17 protein-coding genes are annotated in these 19,653 nt (G+C 58.4%); 11 read left to right on the forward strand and 6 right to left on the reverse strand.

Annotation, left to right across the window (positions count from 1 at the left end; all coding sequences use genetic code 11):
* Position 1: 1 nt before the first annotated feature.
* Positions 2-2,860, reverse strand: coding sequence for a TonB-dependent receptor (locus tag OHL20_RS01360; protein ID WP_263381423.1), 2,859 nt, complete (start codon positions 2,858-2,860; stop codon positions 2-4).
* A 234-nt stretch (positions 2,861-3,094) separates the two neighbouring features.
* Here OHL20_RS01360 and OHL20_RS01365 point away from each other — a divergent pair, with 234 nt between their 5' ends.
* From OHL20_RS01365 to OHL20_RS01380, 4 genes are all read left to right on the forward strand, one after another.
* Positions 3,095-3,730: a GntR family transcriptional regulator gene (locus OHL20_RS01365; protein WP_263381424.1), complete on the forward strand. Its 636-nt coding sequence runs from the start codon at positions 3,095-3,097 to the stop codon at positions 3,728-3,730.
* 84 nt (positions 3,731-3,814) lie between these two features.
* On the forward strand, positions 3,815-5,782 hold the full coding sequence (locus OHL20_RS01370; RefSeq protein ID WP_263381425.1) for a hydantoinase/oxoprolinase family protein: 1,968 nt from the start codon (positions 3,815-3,817) through the stop codon (positions 5,780-5,782).
* A gap of 2 nt (positions 5,783-5,784) precedes the next feature.
* A complete protein-coding gene (locus tag OHL20_RS01375; protein WP_263381426.1) occupies positions 5,785-7,401 on the forward strand; it encodes a hydantoinase B/oxoprolinase family protein in 1,617 nt (538 codons plus the stop codon).
* Positions 7,402-7,462: 61 nt separating this feature from the next.
* On the forward strand, positions 7,463-7,726 hold the full coding sequence (locus OHL20_RS01380) for a hypothetical protein (protein WP_263381427.1): 264 nt from the start codon (positions 7,463-7,465) through the stop codon (positions 7,724-7,726).
* 89 nt (positions 7,727-7,815) lie between these two features.
* On the opposite strand, the gene OHL20_RS01385 is transcribed toward OHL20_RS01380, so the two are convergent.
* The gene (locus OHL20_RS01385; RefSeq protein WP_263381428.1) at positions 7,816-8,706 is read right to left on the reverse strand and encodes a helix-turn-helix domain-containing protein; all 891 of its coding nucleotides are present in this window, start codon (positions 8,704-8,706) and stop codon (positions 7,816-7,818) included.
* Positions 8,707-8,843: 137 nt separating this feature from the next.
* On the opposite strand from OHL20_RS01385, the gene OHL20_RS01390 reads away from it, so the two are divergent.
* Positions 8,844-9,014 (forward strand): hypothetical protein, encoded by a 171-nt coding sequence (locus tag OHL20_RS01390; RefSeq protein WP_263381429.1) that lies wholly within the window; start codon positions 8,844-8,846, stop codon positions 9,012-9,014.
* Here the strand turns inward: OHL20_RS01390 and OHL20_RS01395 are convergent.
* Positions 9,011-9,232, reverse strand: coding sequence for a hypothetical protein (locus OHL20_RS01395; RefSeq protein ID WP_263381430.1), 222 nt, complete (start codon positions 9,230-9,232; stop codon positions 9,011-9,013). The genes OHL20_RS01390 and OHL20_RS01395 overlap by 4 nt on opposite strands.
* A 291-nt stretch (positions 9,233-9,523) precedes the next feature.
* Between OHL20_RS01395 and OHL20_RS01400 the strand changes: the two genes are divergently transcribed.
* The 3 genes from OHL20_RS01400 (at position 9,524) to OHL20_RS01410 (ending at position 13,936) form a co-directional block, all read left to right on the forward strand.
* Positions 9,524-10,363 carry a ChbG/HpnK family deacetylase gene (locus OHL20_RS01400; RefSeq protein WP_263381431.1) on the forward strand — a complete coding sequence of 280 codons (840 nt, stop codon included), beginning with the start codon at positions 9,524-9,526 and terminating at the stop codon, positions 10,361-10,363.
* 199 nt (positions 10,364-10,562) lie between these two features.
* Positions 10,563-11,711: an N-acetyl-alpha-D-glucosaminyl L-malate synthase BshA gene (gene bshA / locus OHL20_RS01405; RefSeq protein ID WP_263381432.1), complete on the forward strand. Its 1,149-nt coding sequence runs from the start codon at positions 10,563-10,565 to the stop codon at positions 11,709-11,711.
* Between the two features lie 437 nt (positions 11,712-12,148).
* Entirely contained in the window at positions 12,149-13,936 is a 1,788-nt protein-coding gene (locus tag OHL20_RS01410; RefSeq protein WP_263381433.1) for a right-handed parallel beta-helix repeat-containing protein, read from the forward strand.
* Positions 13,937-14,024: 88 nt separating this feature from the next.
* On the opposite strand, the gene OHL20_RS01415 is transcribed toward OHL20_RS01410, so the two are convergent.
* On the reverse strand, positions 14,025-14,651 hold the full coding sequence (locus OHL20_RS01415; protein ID WP_263381434.1) for a hemopexin repeat-containing protein: 627 nt from the start codon (positions 14,649-14,651) through the stop codon (positions 14,025-14,027).
* Positions 14,652-15,045: 394 nt separating this feature from the next.
* Between OHL20_RS01415 and OHL20_RS01420 the strand changes: the two genes are divergently transcribed.
* Positions 15,046-15,663: a hypothetical protein gene (locus OHL20_RS01420; RefSeq protein WP_263381435.1), complete on the forward strand. Its 618-nt coding sequence runs from the start codon at positions 15,046-15,048 to the stop codon at positions 15,661-15,663.
* Between the two features lie 53 nt (positions 15,664-15,716).
* Here the strand turns inward: OHL20_RS01420 and OHL20_RS01425 are convergent, their stop codons facing one another.
* Positions 15,717-16,112: a SaoD/DsrE family protein gene (locus tag OHL20_RS01425; protein WP_263381436.1), complete on the reverse strand. Its 396-nt coding sequence runs from the start codon at positions 16,110-16,112 to the stop codon at positions 15,717-15,719.
* 45 nt (positions 16,113-16,157) lie between these two features.
* On the reverse strand, positions 16,158-17,066 hold the full coding sequence (locus OHL20_RS01430) for a DUF2076 domain-containing protein (RefSeq protein WP_263381437.1): 909 nt from the start codon (positions 17,064-17,066) through the stop codon (positions 16,158-16,160).
* 283 nt (positions 17,067-17,349) lie between these two features.
* Between OHL20_RS01430 and OHL20_RS01435 the strand changes: the two genes are divergently transcribed.
* Together OHL20_RS01435 and OHL20_RS01440 are read left to right on the forward strand one after the other, a co-directional pair.
* Positions 17,350-18,261, forward strand: coding sequence for an EamA family transporter (locus OHL20_RS01435; protein WP_263381438.1), 912 nt, complete (start codon positions 17,350-17,352; stop codon positions 18,259-18,261).
* A gap of 202 nt (positions 18,262-18,463) precedes the next feature.
* Entirely contained in the window at positions 18,464-19,645 is a 1,182-nt protein-coding gene (locus OHL20_RS01440) for a glycoside hydrolase family 27 protein (RefSeq protein ID WP_263381439.1), read from the forward strand.
* The last annotated feature ends 8 nt before the right edge of the window (positions 19,646-19,653 follow it).

Consider the following 19,653-nt stretch of genomic DNA (forward strand, 5'->3'; position numbering starts at 1 on the left):
TTTAGAAGACAAAGCGGGCGCCAAGCTCGGCCTGTTGAAGGTTCGTGGCACTCGTAGCTCGTCCGAAGGTGCTTGAAGTCGCTGTACTCGTAATACTCGAATTAACATAATTCACATGGCCGAAGAGATTGAAAGCCTGCCCATATGCCTCGATATGCATGGACTCATGCACTCTGAAATCTCGGAGAACACGCAGATCAAAGCTCTTGTAGTTGCTGTTCTGTAACTGGGTGGTTGAGAGTGGAGCTACTCCCTGCGCTGCGCGATACGCATTGATCGCCGCAAAGCTGATATCACGATTGAACTGGTTACGCGTCGTGCCCGGAACATACTGGGCAGTCGAATCTGCACTCGGCGTAAGTGAAGTAATCGCCGTGCTCGCACCAAAAGCGCTAAGCGGCAATGAAGATCGCACCGTATAGATAGCACTCAGCATGATTCCAAACCGAGCCTGATACGCAACACTACCAACAAACGCATGACGCCGATCCGTGCTGCCCGGCCCCCAGTCAAGGCCCGGGTTCAGAGGATTGTTCACTGTACCCTGCGGATTGTTATCCTTCGCCGAAGAGAGCGTATACGAGGCAGAGTAGAGATAGCGATTCGCCATGCGCTTGTCCAGATGCACGAATAGCGCCTTGTACTTACTAGCCGCAATCGGCAGGTGAGCATTGATCTGTGCCCAGCCCGCCTGTCGCCTGACAGCGCTCTGCGGATACGCCGTCGGGTAGTTCATATCAAAGACGCGGTAGTCATGCAGTCCATAGGTGTAAAGACCATCCACCTGCAAGGCAAGGTTAGGACTAAGCTGCCGCGAATAGCCAGCCGAGAACTGCTGCGCATAGGGGTTCTGAAAATTCTGCGCCAGGATAGTTACATTAGGATTGTTAGCCGAGCAGAATTGCAGCGCCGTCTTTCCGTTGAAAGGATCAGGATAGTTCGGCGAGTTGATCGTAATGCTACAGCTAAGCAGGTTCCGGGGCTCCCCAACAGTCTGCAGCGTTTGAATATTGTTGTAGTAGATTCCGTAGCCAGCGCGAACAACATCGCGAGCCTTGCCAGACGGGTCCCACACCAATCCAAATCGTGGCGCTAAGTTGTTGCCATCACCACGCTTATGGGGATTACCGATGAACGGAATAAGCGCCTGCGCCGGTGTCAGGTTGAGCCGTTCGTCAAATGATCCAAACTGACGATCGTAGCGAAGCCCGATATTCGCAGTAAGCGTCGGAATGATCTTCCATTCATCTTCAACAAAGAGTCCTAGCGGCGTCGTAGGCGTAAAGGTCGAAAGGAAAGGAATTGTCTGTGAATAAGAGGTAGGGGCGGTCAGCGCAGCGATCGTAGCCGGATTCGTGGGATCAAACTTCTGATCCTTGCTAAAAGCCCACGTACCGTTGTAGTTAGTCGCACCACCATCGGTAAAAGGGATGTAACTCGTCTCGACACCCGCACGGAAGTTATGGTTCTTCCAGATGTAGCTCAACGTATCGTTCAACTCCCAGCGAGACTCGACCCCCGTCTCCGCATAACCAAAGCCGTAGCTAAAGCTTGGAAACACATAGCCGGTCTGCAACGCTGCCAACACCTGCGTTGAGTAGGTGGATGGGTTGGTTGGAATAGCTGCACTCGGCGGACCAAGCTCATACGCGGCGCGCGCATATTGAAAGTGAACCTGGTCCACAAGATTAGGACTCAGCGCCCACGTATGGCCACCGACGATAGAAATACGCGGAATCAGCCCGTTGTAACAGTTGCGTACCGAGTTGCCGCCGCATCCCTGGAACGTATATTTGTTCCACTCCTGCGCGTACCGAACAAAGAGTGATTGCTTATTGCTAATCTGATGATCAACGCGTCCTGTCAACATCTGATCGTAGCTCGGCTGATCAAAGTTGCCTTCATTCGCGCCGTACAAATCGGGGTGCCCAGTAGAAACGGTATACACCTGCTTCGTCTGCGTACGCTCATAAGCCGCATAGAAATGCGTCCGATCATGAATGATCGGACCACCAATATCGCCACCGAACTGGTTACGAAGAAAGTCCGGATTTGTCGTCTGGAATGGTGTAGGCCGATTCAAAGCCTTCTGCCGAAATAATTCGAACCCCTCGCCGTGGAACTTGTTCGTCCCGCTTTTCGTCGCCACCGTAATCAAACCGCCGATCGAGAGACCATACTCAGCGGGATACTGTGAGATGAAGACGTTGAACTCCTGAACCGCACCCTGCGGAAAGTTCTGCCGAGGCTCACCCTCCTCCGCCCACGTATTAATCACTCCATCAACCTGAAAACCGTTCGAATAAAAAGCTGATCCGCCGCCGATCTGCACATTGTTGTAAAATGTTCTAGAAGCGTCCTGGCTGGTTCCCGGAATGAGCAGCGCCAGATTGAGAAACTGTCGCGTATTTACCGGCAGCTTGTTGATCTGGTCGTTACTGATACCACCACCAACCTCATTGCTCTCCGTGTTCACCTGTGGCGAGAAACCCTCGACAGTAATCGTGTCGTTCGCGCTGCCGATTGAGAGGCTGATGTCCTGCCCGAGGTGCGCGCCCAGCACAACTAAGAGGTTGGTCACGGCCTTGCGCTCAAAATTCGGCGCCGATGCCGCGAGCGTATAGCGCCCCGGCAACACAGGTTGAAAGTGGTAGGCGCCATCCGTCGAATCCACCTCACGGCCCACACCCGTGTCCGCGTTCGTCAACGTCACGTGCACCGCGGGAATCACCGCACCCGAGTTATCCGTTACATGCCCGGATACATCCGCATCGCCGCCCTGCGCCACAGATACAAGCGGCATTGCGAGGACCAGCATAAGAGTCGTCGACCAAATCCTGCCATGCAGAAGAGAGCGCATCTCACCTCCGGATCTCCGCTGATAACAGCCGAGCCGTTGAATTATTTGAATTTTTTACCCGTGGTGGAACGGTTATAAGCGGCATTCGCTCCGTAGTCAATACCTATCTTTGGCAGCAACAATGCGTGCATTTGTTGGGCAATCGAATAATCACGATAGATTTTCCGCTTGACCGACGTAGAACTTCAGATGATGATTCGAATTGTATACAGCTTTAGCTGAGCTAGGAGAATCATGACGGAAGCTGTCCGCGTCTATCTCGCGCTCAGAAATGACATCATTACATGCGATCTGCAGCCAGGCTTATCGGTCTCGGAAGCAGACATGTGCAGCCGCTACAAAGCCAGTCGAACGCCTGTTCGTGAAGCGTGCCATCGCTTGCAGGAAGAAACCTTACTGCAAATTGTCCCCTTCCGCGGCTACTTCGTCGCACCGCTCACAACCAGCGAGTATCGCGATCTCACGGAGATGCAATTGATCGTCGACCCCTCCGCCGCTGCCCTCGCAGCCGAACGCGCCACAGAATCACAGATCAAGAGCATTGAGAAATGGGCAGGCTACGTCTACCATCCCGGCCAGAAAAAAAGCTATGAGACCTTCCTCGAATGGAATCGAAACCTGCACATCGAGATCGCATCCGCAAGCGGTAATGAATCCCTTGCCGACGTCACCTCCAATCTGCAAACGCGCTTGATCCGGTATTTTTATCTCGTCATCTCCATGGCCAGCTACGGACAGGATCTCGTCCACGAACACGACGAAATTGTGAAAGCGATTCGTGCGCGGAAGCCGGAGTTAGCCCGTAAGCGAGCTGAAGATCACGTTCGCCAAACCATCGAGAGAACATCCAAGATCGAGATCCCTGCCTAATCTGCCTTCAAGTAAGCCCTCACACGGCGACATACGGTAGCTGCTCATAGTAAAAGTTTTTCTCTACGAAGCGGGAGTTGCACCATGCGGATCGCGATTGACAGCGGTGGCACCTTCACCGATTGTGTGTACCTTGAGGGCAGTCAATTGAGAGTCCTTAAGCTCTTCTCCACGCCACAACAACCGGGCGATGCGGTACTCGAAGCCGTGCTAAGCGTTACGCACGATGGCAAGAATGCCGAAGTACGTCACGGCACGACCGTCGGCACCAACGCCATGCTTGAGCGGCGCGGCGCCAAGGTAGCCTATGTCACCACCGTCGGCTTTGAAGATGTCATCGCCATCGGCAGGCAGGCCCGCACCAGCCTCTACGATTGGTTCCGCTCTCCCCTGCCATGCGTCGTCCCACCCGGTCTTCGTTTTGGCGTAGAAGAGCGTACCAGCGCCGAAGGCACCATCCTCCGCTCTCCCTCTGCCGAGCACCTCCGCAATCTGGCACAGCGTATCCAGCGCAGCGGCGCAGAATCGATCGCCCTCTCTCTCCTCTTCTCGTTCGCAAACCCGATCAACGAACAACTCGTTGCAGAAGCTCTCATGCCGCTCGGTTTGCCCATCTCCATCTCCCACGAAATCCTTCCCGAATTTCGCGAGTATGAGCGCGGCGCTACGGTCGTCACCAACGCCTATCTGGCACCAAAGGTCAGCAGCTACATCCGCGCCCTCGAGACCTCCCTCACCGAGAAGTTCTCCGGAGGATCGGTACAGGTTATGCAATCCTCAGGAGGCATCGTCTCCGCATCGCTCGCGGCCCGGGAACCCGTCCGTACCGTCCTCTCCGGACCAGCAGGCGGCGTCATAGGCGCCTACCGCATCGCAGGTCTCGCGGGCTTCACCAAGCTCATCGCCTTCGACATGGGCGGCACCTCCACCGACGTCTCCTTGATCGACGTTGAAGAAGGGGGTCCGCGAACAACCAATGAATCCGTAGTCTCCGAGCTACCCGTAAGTGTCCCCATGCTCGATATTCACACCGTAGGCGCTGGCGGCGGCTCTCTCGCCAAGTTTGACGAAGGTGGGGTTCTGCACGTCGGCCCAAGATCAGCCGGCTCGATCCCCGGCCCCATCTGCTACGGCAAAGGGGAACACGCCACCGTCACCGATGCAAATCTCATGCTCGGCAGACTCGATCCAGACCTCTTCCTCGGCGGAGAAGTACGCCTCGACGACCAGCGCACCAGAACAATCATGGAGTCCTCACGAGCAAGTCTTGCAACCCTCGAACAATATGCAACCGGAATAGTTACACTTGCCGAAACCGCAATGGAGAAAGCCATCCGCATGATCTCGATCGAGCGTGGCTACGATCCGCGCGAGTTCACGCTCGTCAGCTTCGGAGGCGCTGGCCCACTCCACGCCTGCTCTCTTGCTAAGTCTCTCCGCATTCCCCGCGTGCTCATCCCCTGCATGCCCGGAGCCCTCTCAGCCCTCGGGATCCTCATGGCCGACGTAGTCCGCGACTACTCACGAACCGTCATGATGCCCGCCGATCCCGAGCGCCTCGAATCCTTCTACGCCGAACTCGAACACCGCGGCACGAAAGAGTTAGCCACCGAAGGTCTCTCCGGAACAGGTATCCGCTCAGCCGATCTCCGCTACATCGGTCAGGGCTATGAACTGAACGTCACAGCCGGTGACGATCTCCTCGCCAGCTTCCACAGCATGCACCAGAAGCGTTACGGCTACTCAGACCTCACCATGCCCGTCGAGGTCGTCAACGTGCGCGTACGCCTCACCGCAAAAACTGAAGAGATCGACCTGCCCCGCCGCGAACTACGCCCCGGCAACGGCACACAGGCGATCCTCAAAACACGTTCCATCCACTTCGCCAATGCCTGGCAAAAGAGCAACGTCTACGCCCGCGACCTCCTCATTCCCGGCGACATCTTCTCCGGCCCCGCCCTAATCACCGAGTACAGCTCCACCACGGTTCTCCCCCCGTCATGCCTCGCGCGTGTAGACGAGTATGCGAACCTCATCATCGAGGTGAACTAATCATGCAGTTAATCACTGAAGCCATCGCAACCCCCACCACCGTCAGCGACCCCATCCAGCTAGCCGTCTTCAAGAGCGCCACCCATTCCATCGCCGAAGAGATCGGAGCCGCACTCCGCCGCACCTCCTTCTCCCCCAACATCAAGGAGCGTCGCGACTACTCCTGCGCCGTCTTCGATAGCGGGGGCCAGGTCATCGCCATGGGCGACCACATGCCGGTGCACCTCGGCTCCATGCCCATGTCCGTCCGTGCCGCCATCGACGCCATGACGCTCAGCCCCGGCGACATCGCCATCCTCAACGATCCCTATGCAGGCGGAACCCACCTCCCCGACATCACCATGGTCCTTCCCGTCTTCGCGCCGGAAGACCAAACCCACCCCCTCCTCTACGTAGCCGCCCGCGCCCATCACGCCGACGTCGGCGGCTTCTATCCCGGCTCCATGGGCCTATGCCGCGAGATCTATCAGGAAGGTCTCCGCATCCCGCCCGTCAAGATCGTAGAAGCCGGTAAGCTCAACCGCTCCGTGTTGCAACTCATCCTGCACAACGTCCGCACTCCGGGTGAACGCGAAGGTGACTTAATGAGCCAGATCGGCTCCTGCCGTGTAGGCGAAGCAAGCCTGCAAGAGTTGATCGAGAAATATGGTGTCCCCCTCATCCGTCGCCTCTCCACCGAAATCCTCGACTACTCCGAACGCCTCATGCGTGCCGAACTTGCCCGCGTTCCAGCCGGAACCTTCACCGCCGAGGACTTCCTCGACAGTGACGGCTTCGACCCCGAGAACACTCCCATCAGCATTCGCGCCGCCATCACCTTCGACTCCCAAGCGCGCACCGTTGTCATCGACTTCGCCGGCTCAAGCCCCCAGGTAGCCAGCAGCATCAACGCCGTCTACGCCATCACCTACTCGGCGGTCTACTACGTCTTCCGCTGCCTCCTGCCAGAGAGCGCACCCGCCACCGCCGGTCTCATGCGCCCCATCACCGTCATCGCTCCGTCAGGTTCCATCGTCAACGCCGTGCTCCCCGCACCTGTAGCGGGCGGCAACGTGGAAACCTCGCAGCGCATCGTCGACGTCCTCCTTCGAGCCCTCGCGCAGGCGCTCCCCGACCGCATCCCCGCCGCAAGCTCCGGCACCATGAACAACCTCACCATCGGCGGAGTCGATCCACGAACCGGCCGTCCCTTTGCCTATTACGAGACCATCGCCGGTGGCATGGGCGCACGCCCCACAGCCGACGGCGTCTCCGGCATCCACACCCACATGACCAACTCCTCGAACACCCCCGTCGAGGCCCTCGAATACGCCTACCCGCTCCGCGTCCGCTCCTACAGCTACCGCCCCAACTCCGGAGGCACCGGCAAATTCCACGGCGGCGACGGCCTTATCCGCGAGATAGAAGTCACCGCACCCGCCCGAATTACCCTCCTCACCGACCGCCGCATCTTCCGCCCCTACGGCCTCGCCGGCGGAGACTCTGGCGCAACAGGACGCTCCCTGCTCGTCTCCAAAGACGAATCGAAAGAGCTACCCGGAAAATGCAGCTTCGAAGCCAAAGCAGGAGACGTCATCCGCATCGAAAGCCCGGGCGGCGGCGGCTGGGGCAAACCGTAACCTTCAAGATGCGCCTGCAACGAAGCACCACCTGAGCAGCGTCTTACATCTCGAGGACGATATGAACAGTCAAGTCACAATCACCCGCACAGACGACGGAGCTGTAACCAAGGTCAAGTCAGATGAAGGCGAACAGAGCAAGAAGTACGCCTCATGGGATGGCGCCATAAGCGAAGCTCGGGAGGCCAACCTCATCAGCACGGCAGAAGCCGTTGGCGCCAAAGTCCTCCCCCCGGGCTTCCCCCTCCGCAGCAACACAGACGCAGATACGTCATCCCTAAGCGCACGTGGCTTCGAGCAGGGAAAGATCTTACCCCCACAGTAATCCCACAGGAAGTCGCATCCCTGCCTCTAAACCTGTCATCCTGAGCGAAGTCGAGGGACCTGCGGTTGCCGTTGCCCTTCTTACCTCCACTAAGCTTGCTCCACCACACGCCAAAGTCCAGGCGGCATCCCCACACGCTGCCGAAACGCACGCACAAAGCTGACATCCGAAGGAAACCCACTCCGCAACCCAACCTCCTGCACAGACAAAGCTCCTCCTCGCAAGAGTCCCTTCGCCATTTCAATCCGTTGACTCAACAAGTATTGATAAGGGGTTTGCCCAAGGCTCCTCCGAAACTCCCGCGCAAAATGAAAAGCGCTCAGGTCCATCTCTTTCGCAATCGCATCAAGCCGCAGATCAACCTCAAGGTTGTCAGTCATATATTCCATCGCTCTGCGCAGCTTCCCAGTAGGCCACTGCCTTTCACTCACCGAAGCCTTCAGCGGAACCGACCCATAACCCCGCACCAGACTACTCGCCAGCCGAACCCCAAGCAGGTCGGCATAGAGACTCCCAAGCGGCCATCCCGTCTCCGCCTGCCGTCCCATCTCCAGCAGCATATGCTCCAGCCCACCATCGCGAAGCGACCATTGGTTCCGCACCTCAACTACGCCGCCTGAGTCACCAACAACGCTACGCACCAACGCAGGCTCCACAGACAGGATCAGCCGCTCCGTACCCTCCTGCCATCGCAACCGATCCCGCGTGCCCGGCCTCAGCAGAATCATCGATCCCGGCCCCGTCGCCTCCACCCTGTTTGCACCTTCGGACCACCACTCCATCGCCGCATGTCCACCGACTTGCAGATGGACGCAGAAGTCGCCATGCACATGCTCAGGAATCTCAATCGCGCCAATCGTGTGCCGCTCGAGCACGATCCCACGCCACGGCTGCTCCTTGCGCCGCACCCCTGACTTTGCCGGAATCAGCGGAACCGTGCGGCTGTCACGAACGACGGAGATCGGGCGCTGGCTGTCCATAGGTACATACTCACCATCCACCTATATCGCCAGCCATGCAAGCACGTCACCGCAAGAATTGCATACCGCCACCCTATCCCTGCCTCATCCTTGAATCAGGCCGGCAAGCCCGGAGCAAAGAGCACAAGGAGCAACACATGAGAAATCTCAGCACTCTCGTTAGCGAAGGATTCATTTGGGGAGTAGGCATTACCCGCCCCCGCATCGGTCAGGAACGACGAGCAGCGGTCTACATCACCACAACGCTCATCATGTCGGTCGTCACCGCCATCGGGATGTTTCTCTTCCTGCTCACGCATCTCTTCTAAGCTTCTCGCAGGCCGCTACGTCCCCAGTCCGAAAGCGTACGCGACAGAATCGTCACACAGCAAGCCTCTGAGCAGGCATGCGATTTGTACTCTAATTCTGGCGACTGCCAGGGCTCAAAGGTAATGTCCCGCGCCCGCGCGTTGAACATGAACCAGTGGTTCGCTTCGCCCTTCACCTTCGGGCAGACATCACACGTAATCCGCTGCGTCAAGGCCATCGCGTCTCCTCCTTCCTTGGGCTCCGGGGTACAGAAACCATCTCGTACTCCTCCCCCTCACACTCTGACTGAAGCTCTCAGGCAACGCATAGGATGCCGAATCCTAAACCAACGGGGTGCACCAGCGATCCCATCGTATTAACCCAATCGCAATTCGCAGGCTTGCCCGCCCGCACAGTAAGTCCAGCAGCATCATGGTCTCTCTATAGTGAAAGCGTATTCCCTTTCTTTTCAGGGACACTCGCCCATCTACACTTGGGAACCAGGGGCAAGCGATAGATAATCGACCAGATGCCTCCTCACCTCATCATCAACGCAGATGACTTCGGCCTCACCCCTGGCATCAACCGCGCCATAGCAGAACTCCACTGCGCCAAAGTCCTCACCTCCGCGACGCTTATGGCCACCGGCCCAGCCTTCGAAGACGCCGCCTCCCTCGCCAGATCGCTCCCAACCCTCGGCATAGGCTGCCACATCATCCTCGTCGACGGCACCCCCATCTCCCCACCCGCCGAAATCCCGACGCTCTTGGGCCCCGATCGCAAATCCTTCCGCCCCACCCTCGGCCACTTTGTCCGCGACCTCTTCCTCAACCGCATCGACCCCGCCGAGATCGCCCATGAGGCCCGCGCCCAGATCCTTCACCTCCAGCGCGCCGGCCTCACCCTCACCCACATCGACACCCACAAACACACCCACATCTTCCTCAAGGTAGCCTGCGCCCTCATCCCGCTCCTCGCAGAGCGAAACATCCACGCCATCCGCAAACCCTTCGAGCCAACCTTCAGCATCGGCGATGCTCCCCTGAAACGCCGCCTCCAACTAGCCCTCCTCAACCGCTTCCAACCCGCCTTCACCCATCTAGCTTCACAATCCCGCACCACCAACGGCACCCTCGGCATAGCCGCCACCGGCACTCTCACCGAATCCTCCCTACAACAAATCCTGCAATCCCTACCACCCACCGGCACCTACGAACTCTGCTGCCACCCCGGCTACAACGACCCCGACCTCTCCCGCATCACCACCCTCCTCCGCACCACCCGCGACACCGAACGCCAGGCCCTCCAAACCCAAATCCCAACCCTCCCCACCACCACCCAACTCATCCACTACGGCAACCTAACCTAACCTCGTCCAAGACCCTGTCATCCTGAGCGAAGTCTAAGGACCTGCGGTTGCCCTCGCCTTCCTTTACGTCGCTCTCAAAGAAGACTGCGTCCCAGCACATACATCACAGAAGCGCGCAGGCCAAATCCGTTTATCCGCACTGATCCGTCTAAGCCGCTCTCTTCCCTTCACTCCCCGGTACACTCAAGCAGAGGCACCCATGAAGATCGGCATCACCTGCTACCCCACCTACGGCGGCTCCGGCGTAGTCGCCACCGAGCTAGGCATCGAGCTCGCCGCCCGCGGTCACGACATCCACTTCATCACCTCCGCCCCACCCTTTCGCCTTACCGGCCGCGAAGCCAACATCCACTTCCACGAAGTCTCCGTCTCTAACTACCCCCTCTTCGAGTACCCACCCTACGACCTCGCCCTCGCCACCCGCATGGCCGAAGTAGCCGAGCTCTACTCCCTCGACATCCTCCACGTCCACTACGCCATCCCCCACTCCGTCTGCGCCCTCCTCGCCCGCCAGATGTTAGCCGCTCGCGGCAAGCATCTCCCCTTCATCACCACCCTCCACGGCACCGACATCACCCTCGTCGGCCTCGACCGCTCCTACCTCCCCATCACCCAGTTCGGCATCGTCCAGTCCGACGGAGTCACCGCCATCTCCTCCCACCTCCGCGACCGCACCCGCGAGGCCTTCAACATCTCCTCCGAGATCGAAGTCATTCGCAACTTCGTCAACTGCGACGTCTACCAGCGCGACCCCGCAAAAGTAGCGACCATGCGCCCCCTGTACGCGAAGCCCGAAGAGAAGATCCTCGCCCACCTCTCCAACTTCCGCCCAGTCAAGCGCGTCACCGACGTCATCGAAGTCTTCGCCCGCGTCGCCGCCGCCATGCCCGCCCGTCTCCTCATGATCGGCGACGGCCCCGACCGCTCCGCCGCCGAATACCTCGCCGCCCGTCTCGGCGTCCGCGACCGCATCCATTTCCTCGGCAAGCAGGAGAACGTCAACGAACTCCTCCCCCTCGCCGACCTCATGATCATGCCCTCCGAGATGGAGTCTTTCGGCCTCGCCGCCCTAGAAGCCATGGCTTGCGGCGTCCCCGCCATCGCCACCCGCGTAGGCGGCGTCCCCGAACTCATCGACGACGGCATCAACGGCCTCCTCTTCCCCATCGGCGACGTAGACGCCATGGGCACCGCCGCCACCGCCCTCCTCAGCGACCCAGCCGCCTACCGCACCATGGCCGAAGCCGCCCGCAAAACCGCACAGGATCGCTTCTGCGCCTCCCGCATCATCCCCCTCTACGAGGACTACTACCAACGCGTCATCACCCGAACCTCGACCCACCCTTAGATCGAGACACTGTCAACCTGAGCGAAGTTGAAGGACCTGCGGTTGTCCTCGGCTTCCACCCTCTCCCCGAAGAACCCGCGTAATCCCCGCCCTCACCTGAAAGGTCCCCACACAACATCAACCTCTGGCCGAACATCGCCCAGACGACTGCCTCGTCACGCCTCCGCTCGAGTGCTTATTACGAGAAAGTAAGTACATTTTTCTAAGCCTTAGATACCTTCTTTCGACTTACATTCTGCTAAGTTTTTTCTCATGGATTTGCCGCTCGCGGGGCAACCGTCGCTATGTATACTCGGCCAATACTCATCCATATCAAACACGCAAGATGAGCATAGCGACCAGCCATGCGTCTTCGAGAGTGATAGCTGCTTATCTTTCTGTCTTGGAACTCTGCACCTTTGAACCACTTACTACTTCTCCGAAAGGCGCTACGACCCATGAAGCTGTTACTAACGATAACCACCGTTCTCATTCTTCTCGCCGCATCAAGACCTTCCTTTGCGGACCAGCAAGTCTTCTCTCCTGGCTTGCTCAATCTCCAGCCCAACGCGCCCATCGCACTCTCCGGATTCAACCTCGTCCTCCAAAGCGATGGCAACTTCGTTGGTTACGCACAAGGCATTCCCGTCTGGTCAACCAACACCTTTGCCGACTGCAGCGCGAGCTGCGTAGCAGCATTCCAGTTAGATGGAAACTTTGTCCTCTATCAGAACGGAAAGCCTTATTGGTCCAGTCACACTTACAATCATCCCGCGTCGCAGCTACTTGTCTCCACGCAAGCACCATATGTTGAAGTTGTTGAAGGCACAAGTATCGTCTGGCCGGCCGGTGTTGTCGCCGCCGCTCCAGTAGTGCCTGCCGCAACGACCTGCGCGACGCTCAACTGCTACTACATCGATTCAGTCAGCGGCTCCGACGCATACGCTGGCACAACCATCGCCACGCCGTGGAAAAGTCTCGCAAGCATCTCCCGTGTCGCCCTCACGCCCGGCACCAGCATTCTGCTCAAACGAGGCTCACAGTTCGTCGGTCAGCAACTCACGCTCACCGCCTCTGGAACAGCCGGAAGTCCCATCACCATCGACGCCTATGGCTCAGGAGCACTCCCGATCATCACCGGCGCAACCTACGGCGTCTTCGGTCAGGGCATCTCCTACATCAACATCGCTGACCTCAGTATCGCGAATGTCAGCGGTTCAGGAATACTCGGCGCAGGCAATGGAACCGAGTATTGGACAGTTACAAACTGCACGATCAGCGGCGCCGCCATCTCAGGCATTCAGGTCCGGCCTGATTGGACAAACACCGCACTCCTCCGCGGCTGGACCATCACCGGCAACACCATCGGTGTCATCAACGCGCCTCCCATCCTCAACTACGACACCTCCGGAATTCTGGTCCAAGGCACCGTCGGCGCGACCGTCACAAAAAATACTGTAGCCACGATAAACACGTCAGGAATTCGCGTTCAGTCGTATCAAACTGCGCAGTCGCAAAATGCCACCGTCTCCTACAATGAAGTCACGCAGAGCCAGGGCGGTATCGCCATCCGCAGCACACTCAACGCCACAATCACTCATAACTGGGTCCATGACGGCAAAGGGTATGGAATCGGTATCGGTGGCTTGCTCGATGCGCAAGGTAACTACACAAGTTACAACAACATCCTCACCTACAACCTCATCCAGAACCTCACTCCCAGTAGTGATGGAACTCTCTACAACGGCTTCGATATTAATTCCTCGTCCACCGGCAAGTTATTTCATAACACCATCGAAAATGTCGCCGCCCACACAGTAACCCTGGAAGGAGATTTTGCGCCTTCGAATAATTGGGTCATTCGAAATAACATCCTCGACTCCCGCAGAGAAGGTGCAAGTCAGGACAACAACCCCGTTCTCTTCCGCCTTGTCAGCTATCCCTCCGAAGTATTGAGTAACAATCTCTACATGAGTGACTTGAACTGGATCGGCATCATCGGCACCGATATGGATGCCACCGCCGACCTCGCCATCTGGTACCAGCCTGCATGGCTCGCGCTCGGCATCGACAACAACTCCCTCTACAATCAGGATCCGCTCTTCAACAGCGTCACAGCCGAAAACCTCGGCATCGGCGCAGCCTCACCCGCCCGCAATCTAGGCGCAACCATCCCAGGGATCGGACAAGTGTCCCTTGACGCCGGCGCCCTCCCCTACGGCCAGACAAGCGTCCTCGCGTTCTAGTCGCCTTTCCGGACTTCACAGCTACCCAAAAAAGAAAAGACCCTGGCCACATCGACCAGGGTCTCTTTACGTTGCGCTACACCTCGCTCTACGGCCAGGGTCCAAACTTAATGCCGCCACCATCCTCGCCGCTGAACAGAGCACCGGTAACTCCCTGCGGTCCAGGAAATCCCGCCCGCCAGCCCCAGTTCGTAATCGGCTGTGGATACCCCGCATCAACAGTCCCCGGTCCCGTCTCTCCCCGGGTCACGCGAATGTAGCGTTGCACGGCATACGTCTTCGGATTGAATTTCTCAAAGAAGTAGTCCACGCCACCGCTATTCAGTGCGGCGGAGATGCCGCCAGTCGGCCCACCGAAGTCCGCCGCCCCCTCCCATCCCCACGGTGCAATATTCGTCGGATAGCCTGGATCATGTGGTCCGAGCTGTCCATCCGACCTTGTGCAACGCATGTACGATTGCCCCTTGAAGAAGTAAACATATCCTTCGCTATAGAGAGCAGCATCGAACGGTCCCTGGTTGAACGGTGCCGGATAACCAAGACTCGCAATGCTGCGTGGAGCAAAGTCCAATGTCCCCGGCCCTTCATTCCCACGCGTCATGCGGATGTATTCAGTGTTGTTGAAGAAGTAAGCGCCCGTCTCGTCATACAGCGGACACACATGGCTCGAATCGAATCCCGCTGGAAAGGTATTCCAGCCCGTAGTTACAGCCAACGGATAGCCTGGATCTTCGGTTCCAGGTCCAATCTCTCCGCGATGGACACGAATGTAATTAGATCCAGAAAATAAGTAGCATGGCATTGTAGTTTCCCTTTGATTAAAAATTAGTAAGTCGAAGTTCAACTACTGACTTACAGCCGATCAACTTCTTACTCACGGCGAGCGCAGATTAGCACCCTCACAGTCACAAATTAGATTTATTTCCATAAAAATCTATGTTGAAAAGGACGAAGGCATTCATCCTGATCAGCCGCTCTGAACCCAGAAAATAATGAAATAGCCTGAAACGAATCTCAACCTGCCAACACCATCCATGCGAGCCGTTCTCTCCCGAGAGACGCCGCAGCGTTGCTCAACAGGCAGCGACTACCCGCATTGAGGTCTACGTGTGTTCAAGAAAATACAGGTCGGAATTATCTGCCTTGCTGTAGCCTGCTTCATCGGCGCTGTGGTCTCCTACGCCGGACTTCCCACAATCGTGGCAGCCAGCCTCTCGCTCACCGTCACCACCATTCTCTGGAACTTTCTCCTCAGCCATCGTTCCACTACAAAAGTCCCAGAGGCAGAGCGTAATCAGCAGTTAGCTCTGGCACCCCCCGCAGGGTTTGGCCTCGTCTACGTCAGTCGAGAACTCAAACTCGCCGGCGGAGCGATAGGCTTCGACGTAGAGTTAGACAGCCAGTCCGTCACTCAATTAAAAGCTGGACGCTTCACCCGCGTAGTCGTCGCACCCGGCACACACCTGCTCAAAGCCGGTCCCCAGAAGGCTTTTGGACAAACCGCACTCCCTGACAAAGGTGAAATCACCTTCACGCTCTCCGCCGGCGAAACCGCCGTTTTCACCTTCGGCATCAAGCGCAGCATGATGAAGAGTGCCGTAGAAGTGATTCGCGAGCCCGACGTACAACTAGCCCTTGCCAAGCTTGCAACGTGCACGATGGTCGCCCCCGACAAGCCCGCCGAGGCAGCTCAGGTTTCCTCCTCGCTCGGCTACGGCGCACGCTAAAAATCTGTGCGAGACCACCGCTGGGTCCGCACAGATCTTTAGTTTTATTCTGCCTACAGCGTGATGACGTAGCTCGGAGGCCCGCCCGCCAACGCACCATACAGCTGCGGGAAGCATCCCGCCTGCACACCCTCAACCAACCCCAGCGGCTTCACCTGCCCGCTCCCGCACTGCTCCAGCGTACCCTCCGCTAGGTTCCGCCGAACAGCACACTGGTCGCACACCATCAGAAGAATGCTCTTCTCCTTCGCCACCTTCGCCAGCCGCTCTCCAATTGGGTCGCCGGCACGCAGGCAAAACACATTGTCATCAAAAAAGAAAATTCCCGCAACATCGGCACCATGGTTGCCCTGTTCCAACTGCGGAAGAATCATCGTAGCCAGCTTTGTCGTGCTGGCTAAATTTGTAGCAAGAATGTACGCAACGTTCATAGCCGGAAGTCTATCCATCGCCTATCAATTGCGCGTCAACCGTTCGATGGATATCCCGCACCCCTAGTAGTTCGAATCGTCCCCACCCGATCCGCTATCATCCGACCCCGCCCCATCATCAAAGCTCGAATCATCTGCGACATCGTCTGAGCTGTTCGAGACGTCATCATCCGAACCACTATCCAGAAAGCCGTCTTTCGCATCATGGTGATCGTCGTTCGTCACCGCATCCGCAAAGCTTGACGACTCGCCACGCCGATCCTCAATGTCCGACGAAAGATGCTCCCCATGCTCCTTACCCGCAGAGTCGCCATAGTAGTTGTTGACGATCTCCTCGGGCCGCCCGCCGCCTGAGCTGAAACCACTTCCGCCACCCGACCCGCCAAACCCATGCATCAGGCTCTCGATCCCCTCGAACGCCAACGCTCCAGCCGCCACACCGGTAGCCGTCTGCATAGCCGACCGAAGAAACCCGCCCGACTGTGGTTGCCCATAACCCTGTGGCGGCCCATAACCTTGAGGCGGCCCATAACCCGGAGGCGGAGCACCGTAGCCCTGCCCACCATACCCCTGTCCCTGCGGAGGACCAAAGCTCCCCGGCCCATACTCCTGCACCGGCTGATACCCACCCTGCGGACGCAGCGCAGGCGAAGGCGGCGGTGCAGAACTCTCATCATGCAGCCCCAGCAGATTCCCCAGAAAGCTCGTCGCATGCTTCGGAGCCGCAGCAGCCGGAGGCCCCTGCTGCCGCAACTGATCCATCTGCGCCCTCACATCCACAAGTTGCTTCTGAGCCTGCTCCAACGCATACCGCTGCACCAGCGTAGTCTGCGCCAGAATATACAGCGCGTCCGGATTCTGCCCCAGCGCCTGCTGTAGATACCGCTCCGCGTCCGGATCCTTCTCAGCCAAAGGCGTGTTGTTGATCCGATCAGCCAAATTCTGAATCATCTGCTCTTCCTGCGAAGTCATAACGCTCCTAAAAATCCCTAACCATAAGACGCCACAAACCCAACACAGATAGTAGTCTTCTCTCCGTCATTCCCGAAGCACACCTAAGTTACCCTCTCCTAACCCAAACGCTGTCACCCTGAGCGAAGCCGAAGGACCTGCGGCTGCCCTCGCCGTTGTCTCCGATGTCATCCCAAAAAGAACCCGACTTACTCCGTCCTTATCCGTAGAATCCGCGGAAATCCGTGTAAGCCAAGAGCCCCTCCCAGTCCCCCACCCGCCATTTGCTAAAGTTCAGATATCCATGGAAACCGTCCGCTCCACCACCAGGATCGTCCTGGCCTTCGCCGTAATCTATCTCGTCTGGGGCTCCACCTTCCTCGCCATCCGCATCGGCGTCCACGAAGTTCCCCCGCTCATCCTCGCCGCCATGCGCTTCTTCATCGCCGGACTCGTCCTCTACGGCTGCGCCCTTATTCAGGGCAGCGCCTCGCCCACTCTCCGCCAATGGCGCTCCGCCATCCTCCTCGCCATCCTCATCTTCGTCATCAACTACGGCCTCCTCTTCTGGGCTGAGCAGCGCGTGCCCTCGGGAGTCGCCGCCGTCATGCTTGCCACCATCCCCGTCTTCACCACCCTCGCCGAGATCCTCATCCTCCGCACCCAGCGACTCACTCTCCGCCTCGTCATCGCGCTCCTCATCGGCATCGCCGGAGTAGCCGTCCTCATGAGCCGCTCCCTCAACCTCGGCGGTGCACCCATCGACCATCTCGGCGCCCTCGCTCTCATCCTCGCCGCCTTCACCTGGTCGCTCGCCTCCGTCCTCACCCGCAAGATGCACCTCCCGCCCTCCAAGCTCATGAACTCCGGAGCCCAGATGTTAGCCGGCGGAGCCATGCTCGCCCTCACCGCCCTGCCTCTCGGCGAATATCAAAACTTCCACCCCCTCGCCGTATCCCGCGCTGCCTGGCTCGCCCTCCTCTACCTCATCGTCGCCGGCTCCATCCTCGGCTTCACCACCTACATCTGGCTCATCCACCACGAGTCCCCCACGAAGGTCGGCACCTACGCCTACGTCAACCCCGTAGTCGCCGTCCTCCTCGGCTACTTCTTCGCCTCAGAAACCCTCGGCCTCCGCACCATCCTCGGCACCCTCTCCGTCCTCATCAGCGTCCTCGTCATCACCACCACCAAATCCAAATCAGTCAGCGCCTGATCCACCCCACAACTCTGTCATACTGAGCGAAGTCGAAGGACCTGCGGCTGCATTGGCCCTTGCCTTTCCCTCTCTCATCCCCAAAGAGAACCCGCATTACTCCCACCTTTATCCATCCATCCTCATTGATCCGTGTTAAGCCTTCCTTCCCCCGCCACAAATTCCCAAGCCAAGCACACCCCACGCAGAGTACCCTCTACCAATGCCCAACTCTCCTCATCTTTTGAAGTCCTGTCTTATCGCCGCCACGCTCCTCATCACCATCCCCATCAGCGCGCAGAAACCCATCGCCGCTACCCCGCCCATGGGCTGGAATAGCTGGAACCACTTCGCCACCAAGGTCACCGCCGCCGACGTCCGCGGCGCAGCCGACGCCATCGTCGCCAACGGCATGCGCGACGCAGGCTACATCTACGTCAACATCGACGACAGCTGGGAAGCGAAGCGCAACGCCCAGGGCGTCATCCAGACCAACGACCGCTTCCCCGACATGAAGGCCCTCGCCGACTACGTCCACTCCAAAGGCCTCAAGCTCGGCATCTACTCCTCACCCGGACCCAAAACCTGCGGCGGCTACGAAGGCAGCTACAACCACGAAGAGCAGGACGCCAAGAGCTACGCCGACTGGGGTATCGACTACCTCAAGTACGACCAGTGCAGCTTCGGCGACATCATCAAACAGCAGGTCGGCGACGACACCGCCAAGTCCTACGCCATGCAGCGTGCCGCCTACGAGAAGATGCACCAGGCACTCCTGAAAACACGCCGCCCCATCGTCTATAGCTTCTGCCAGTACGGCCTCTACGAGCCTTGGAAGTGGGCACCCGAAGCCGGCGCAAACCTCTGGCGCACCACCGGCGACATCAACGACACCTGGGATCGCATGACCCTCATCGGCTTCCAGCAGGCAGGCCTCGAGAAGTTCGTAGGCCCCGGCCACTGGAACGATCCCGACATGCTCGAGGTTGGCAACGGCGGCATGACCACCCCCGAGTACCAGGTCCACATGAGCCTCTGGGCCATGCTCGCCGCACCCCTCCTTGCCGGAAACGACCTCAGCAAGATGACCCCCGAGACCAAATCCATCCTCATGAACCGCGACGTCATTGCCATCGATCAGGATGCACTCGGCCACGCCGCAAAACGCATCTGGGCCGAAGGTCCGCTCGAGATCTGGACCCGCGACCTCTCTAACGGCAAGCACGCCGTAGCCCTCTTCAATCGAGGCGAATCGCCTATGCGCTTCGATCCAAAGTCGAAGGAGCTATCCAGCCTCGCCTCAAAACACTTCAAGGATCTATGGACCGGCAAGCAGGTCACCATGGGCCCCGGCTCCGACCTCACCGTCAACTCCCACGCAATCATGCTCCTCGGCGAAATCTAAACAGGCCA

Origin of the sequence: Granulicella arctica (assembly GCF_025685605.1) — a bacterium.
Taxonomy (GTDB): domain Bacteria; phylum Acidobacteriota; class Terriglobia; order Terriglobales; family Acidobacteriaceae; genus Edaphobacter; species Edaphobacter arcticus.

Bases quoted from the DNA above. Each gene is read 5' to 3' on its own strand.
- OHL20_RS01360 (WP_263381423.1), bottom strand. From the start codon at position 2,860: ATGCGCTCTCTTCTGCATGGCAGGATTTGGTCGACGACTCTTATGCTG.
- OHL20_RS01365 (WP_263381424.1), top strand. From the start codon at position 3,095: ATGACGGAAGCTGTCCGCGTCTATCTCGCGCTCAGAAATGACATCATT.
- OHL20_RS01370 (WP_263381425.1), top strand. From the start codon at position 3,815: ATGCGGATCGCGATTGACAGCGGTGGCACCTTCACCGATTGTGTGTAC.
- OHL20_RS01375 (WP_263381426.1), top strand. From the start codon at position 5,785: ATGCAGTTAATCACTGAAGCCATCGCAACCCCCACCACCGTCAGCGAC.
- OHL20_RS01380 (WP_263381427.1), top strand. From the start codon at position 7,463: ATGAACAGTCAAGTCACAATCACCCGCACAGACGACGGAGCTGTAACC.
- OHL20_RS01385 (WP_263381428.1), bottom strand. From the start codon at position 8,706: ATGGACAGCCAGCGCCCGATCTCCGTCGTTCGTGACAGCCGCACGGTT.
- OHL20_RS01390 (WP_263381429.1), top strand. From the start codon at position 8,844: ATGAGAAATCTCAGCACTCTCGTTAGCGAAGGATTCATTTGGGGAGTA.
- OHL20_RS01395 (WP_263381430.1), bottom strand. From the start codon at position 9,232: ATGGCCTTGACGCAGCGGATTACGTGTGATGTCTGCCCGAAGGTGAAG.
- OHL20_RS01400 (WP_263381431.1), top strand. From the start codon at position 9,524: ATGCCTCCTCACCTCATCATCAACGCAGATGACTTCGGCCTCACCCCT.
- bshA (WP_263381432.1), top strand. From the start codon at position 10,563: ATGAAGATCGGCATCACCTGCTACCCCACCTACGGCGGCTCCGGCGTA.
- OHL20_RS01410 (WP_263381433.1), top strand. From the start codon at position 12,149: ATGAAGCTGTTACTAACGATAACCACCGTTCTCATTCTTCTCGCCGCA.
- OHL20_RS01425 (WP_263381436.1), bottom strand. From the start codon at position 16,112: ATGGATAGACTTCCGGCTATGAACGTTGCGTACATTCTTGCTACAAAT.
- OHL20_RS01430 (WP_263381437.1), bottom strand. From the start codon at position 17,066: ATGACTTCGCAGGAAGAGCAGATGATTCAGAATTTGGCTGATCGGATC.
- OHL20_RS01435 (WP_263381438.1), top strand. From the start codon at position 17,350: ATGGAAACCGTCCGCTCCACCACCAGGATCGTCCTGGCCTTCGCCGTA.
- OHL20_RS01440 (WP_263381439.1), top strand. From the start codon at position 18,464: ATGCCCAACTCTCCTCATCTTTTGAAGTCCTGTCTTATCGCCGCCACG.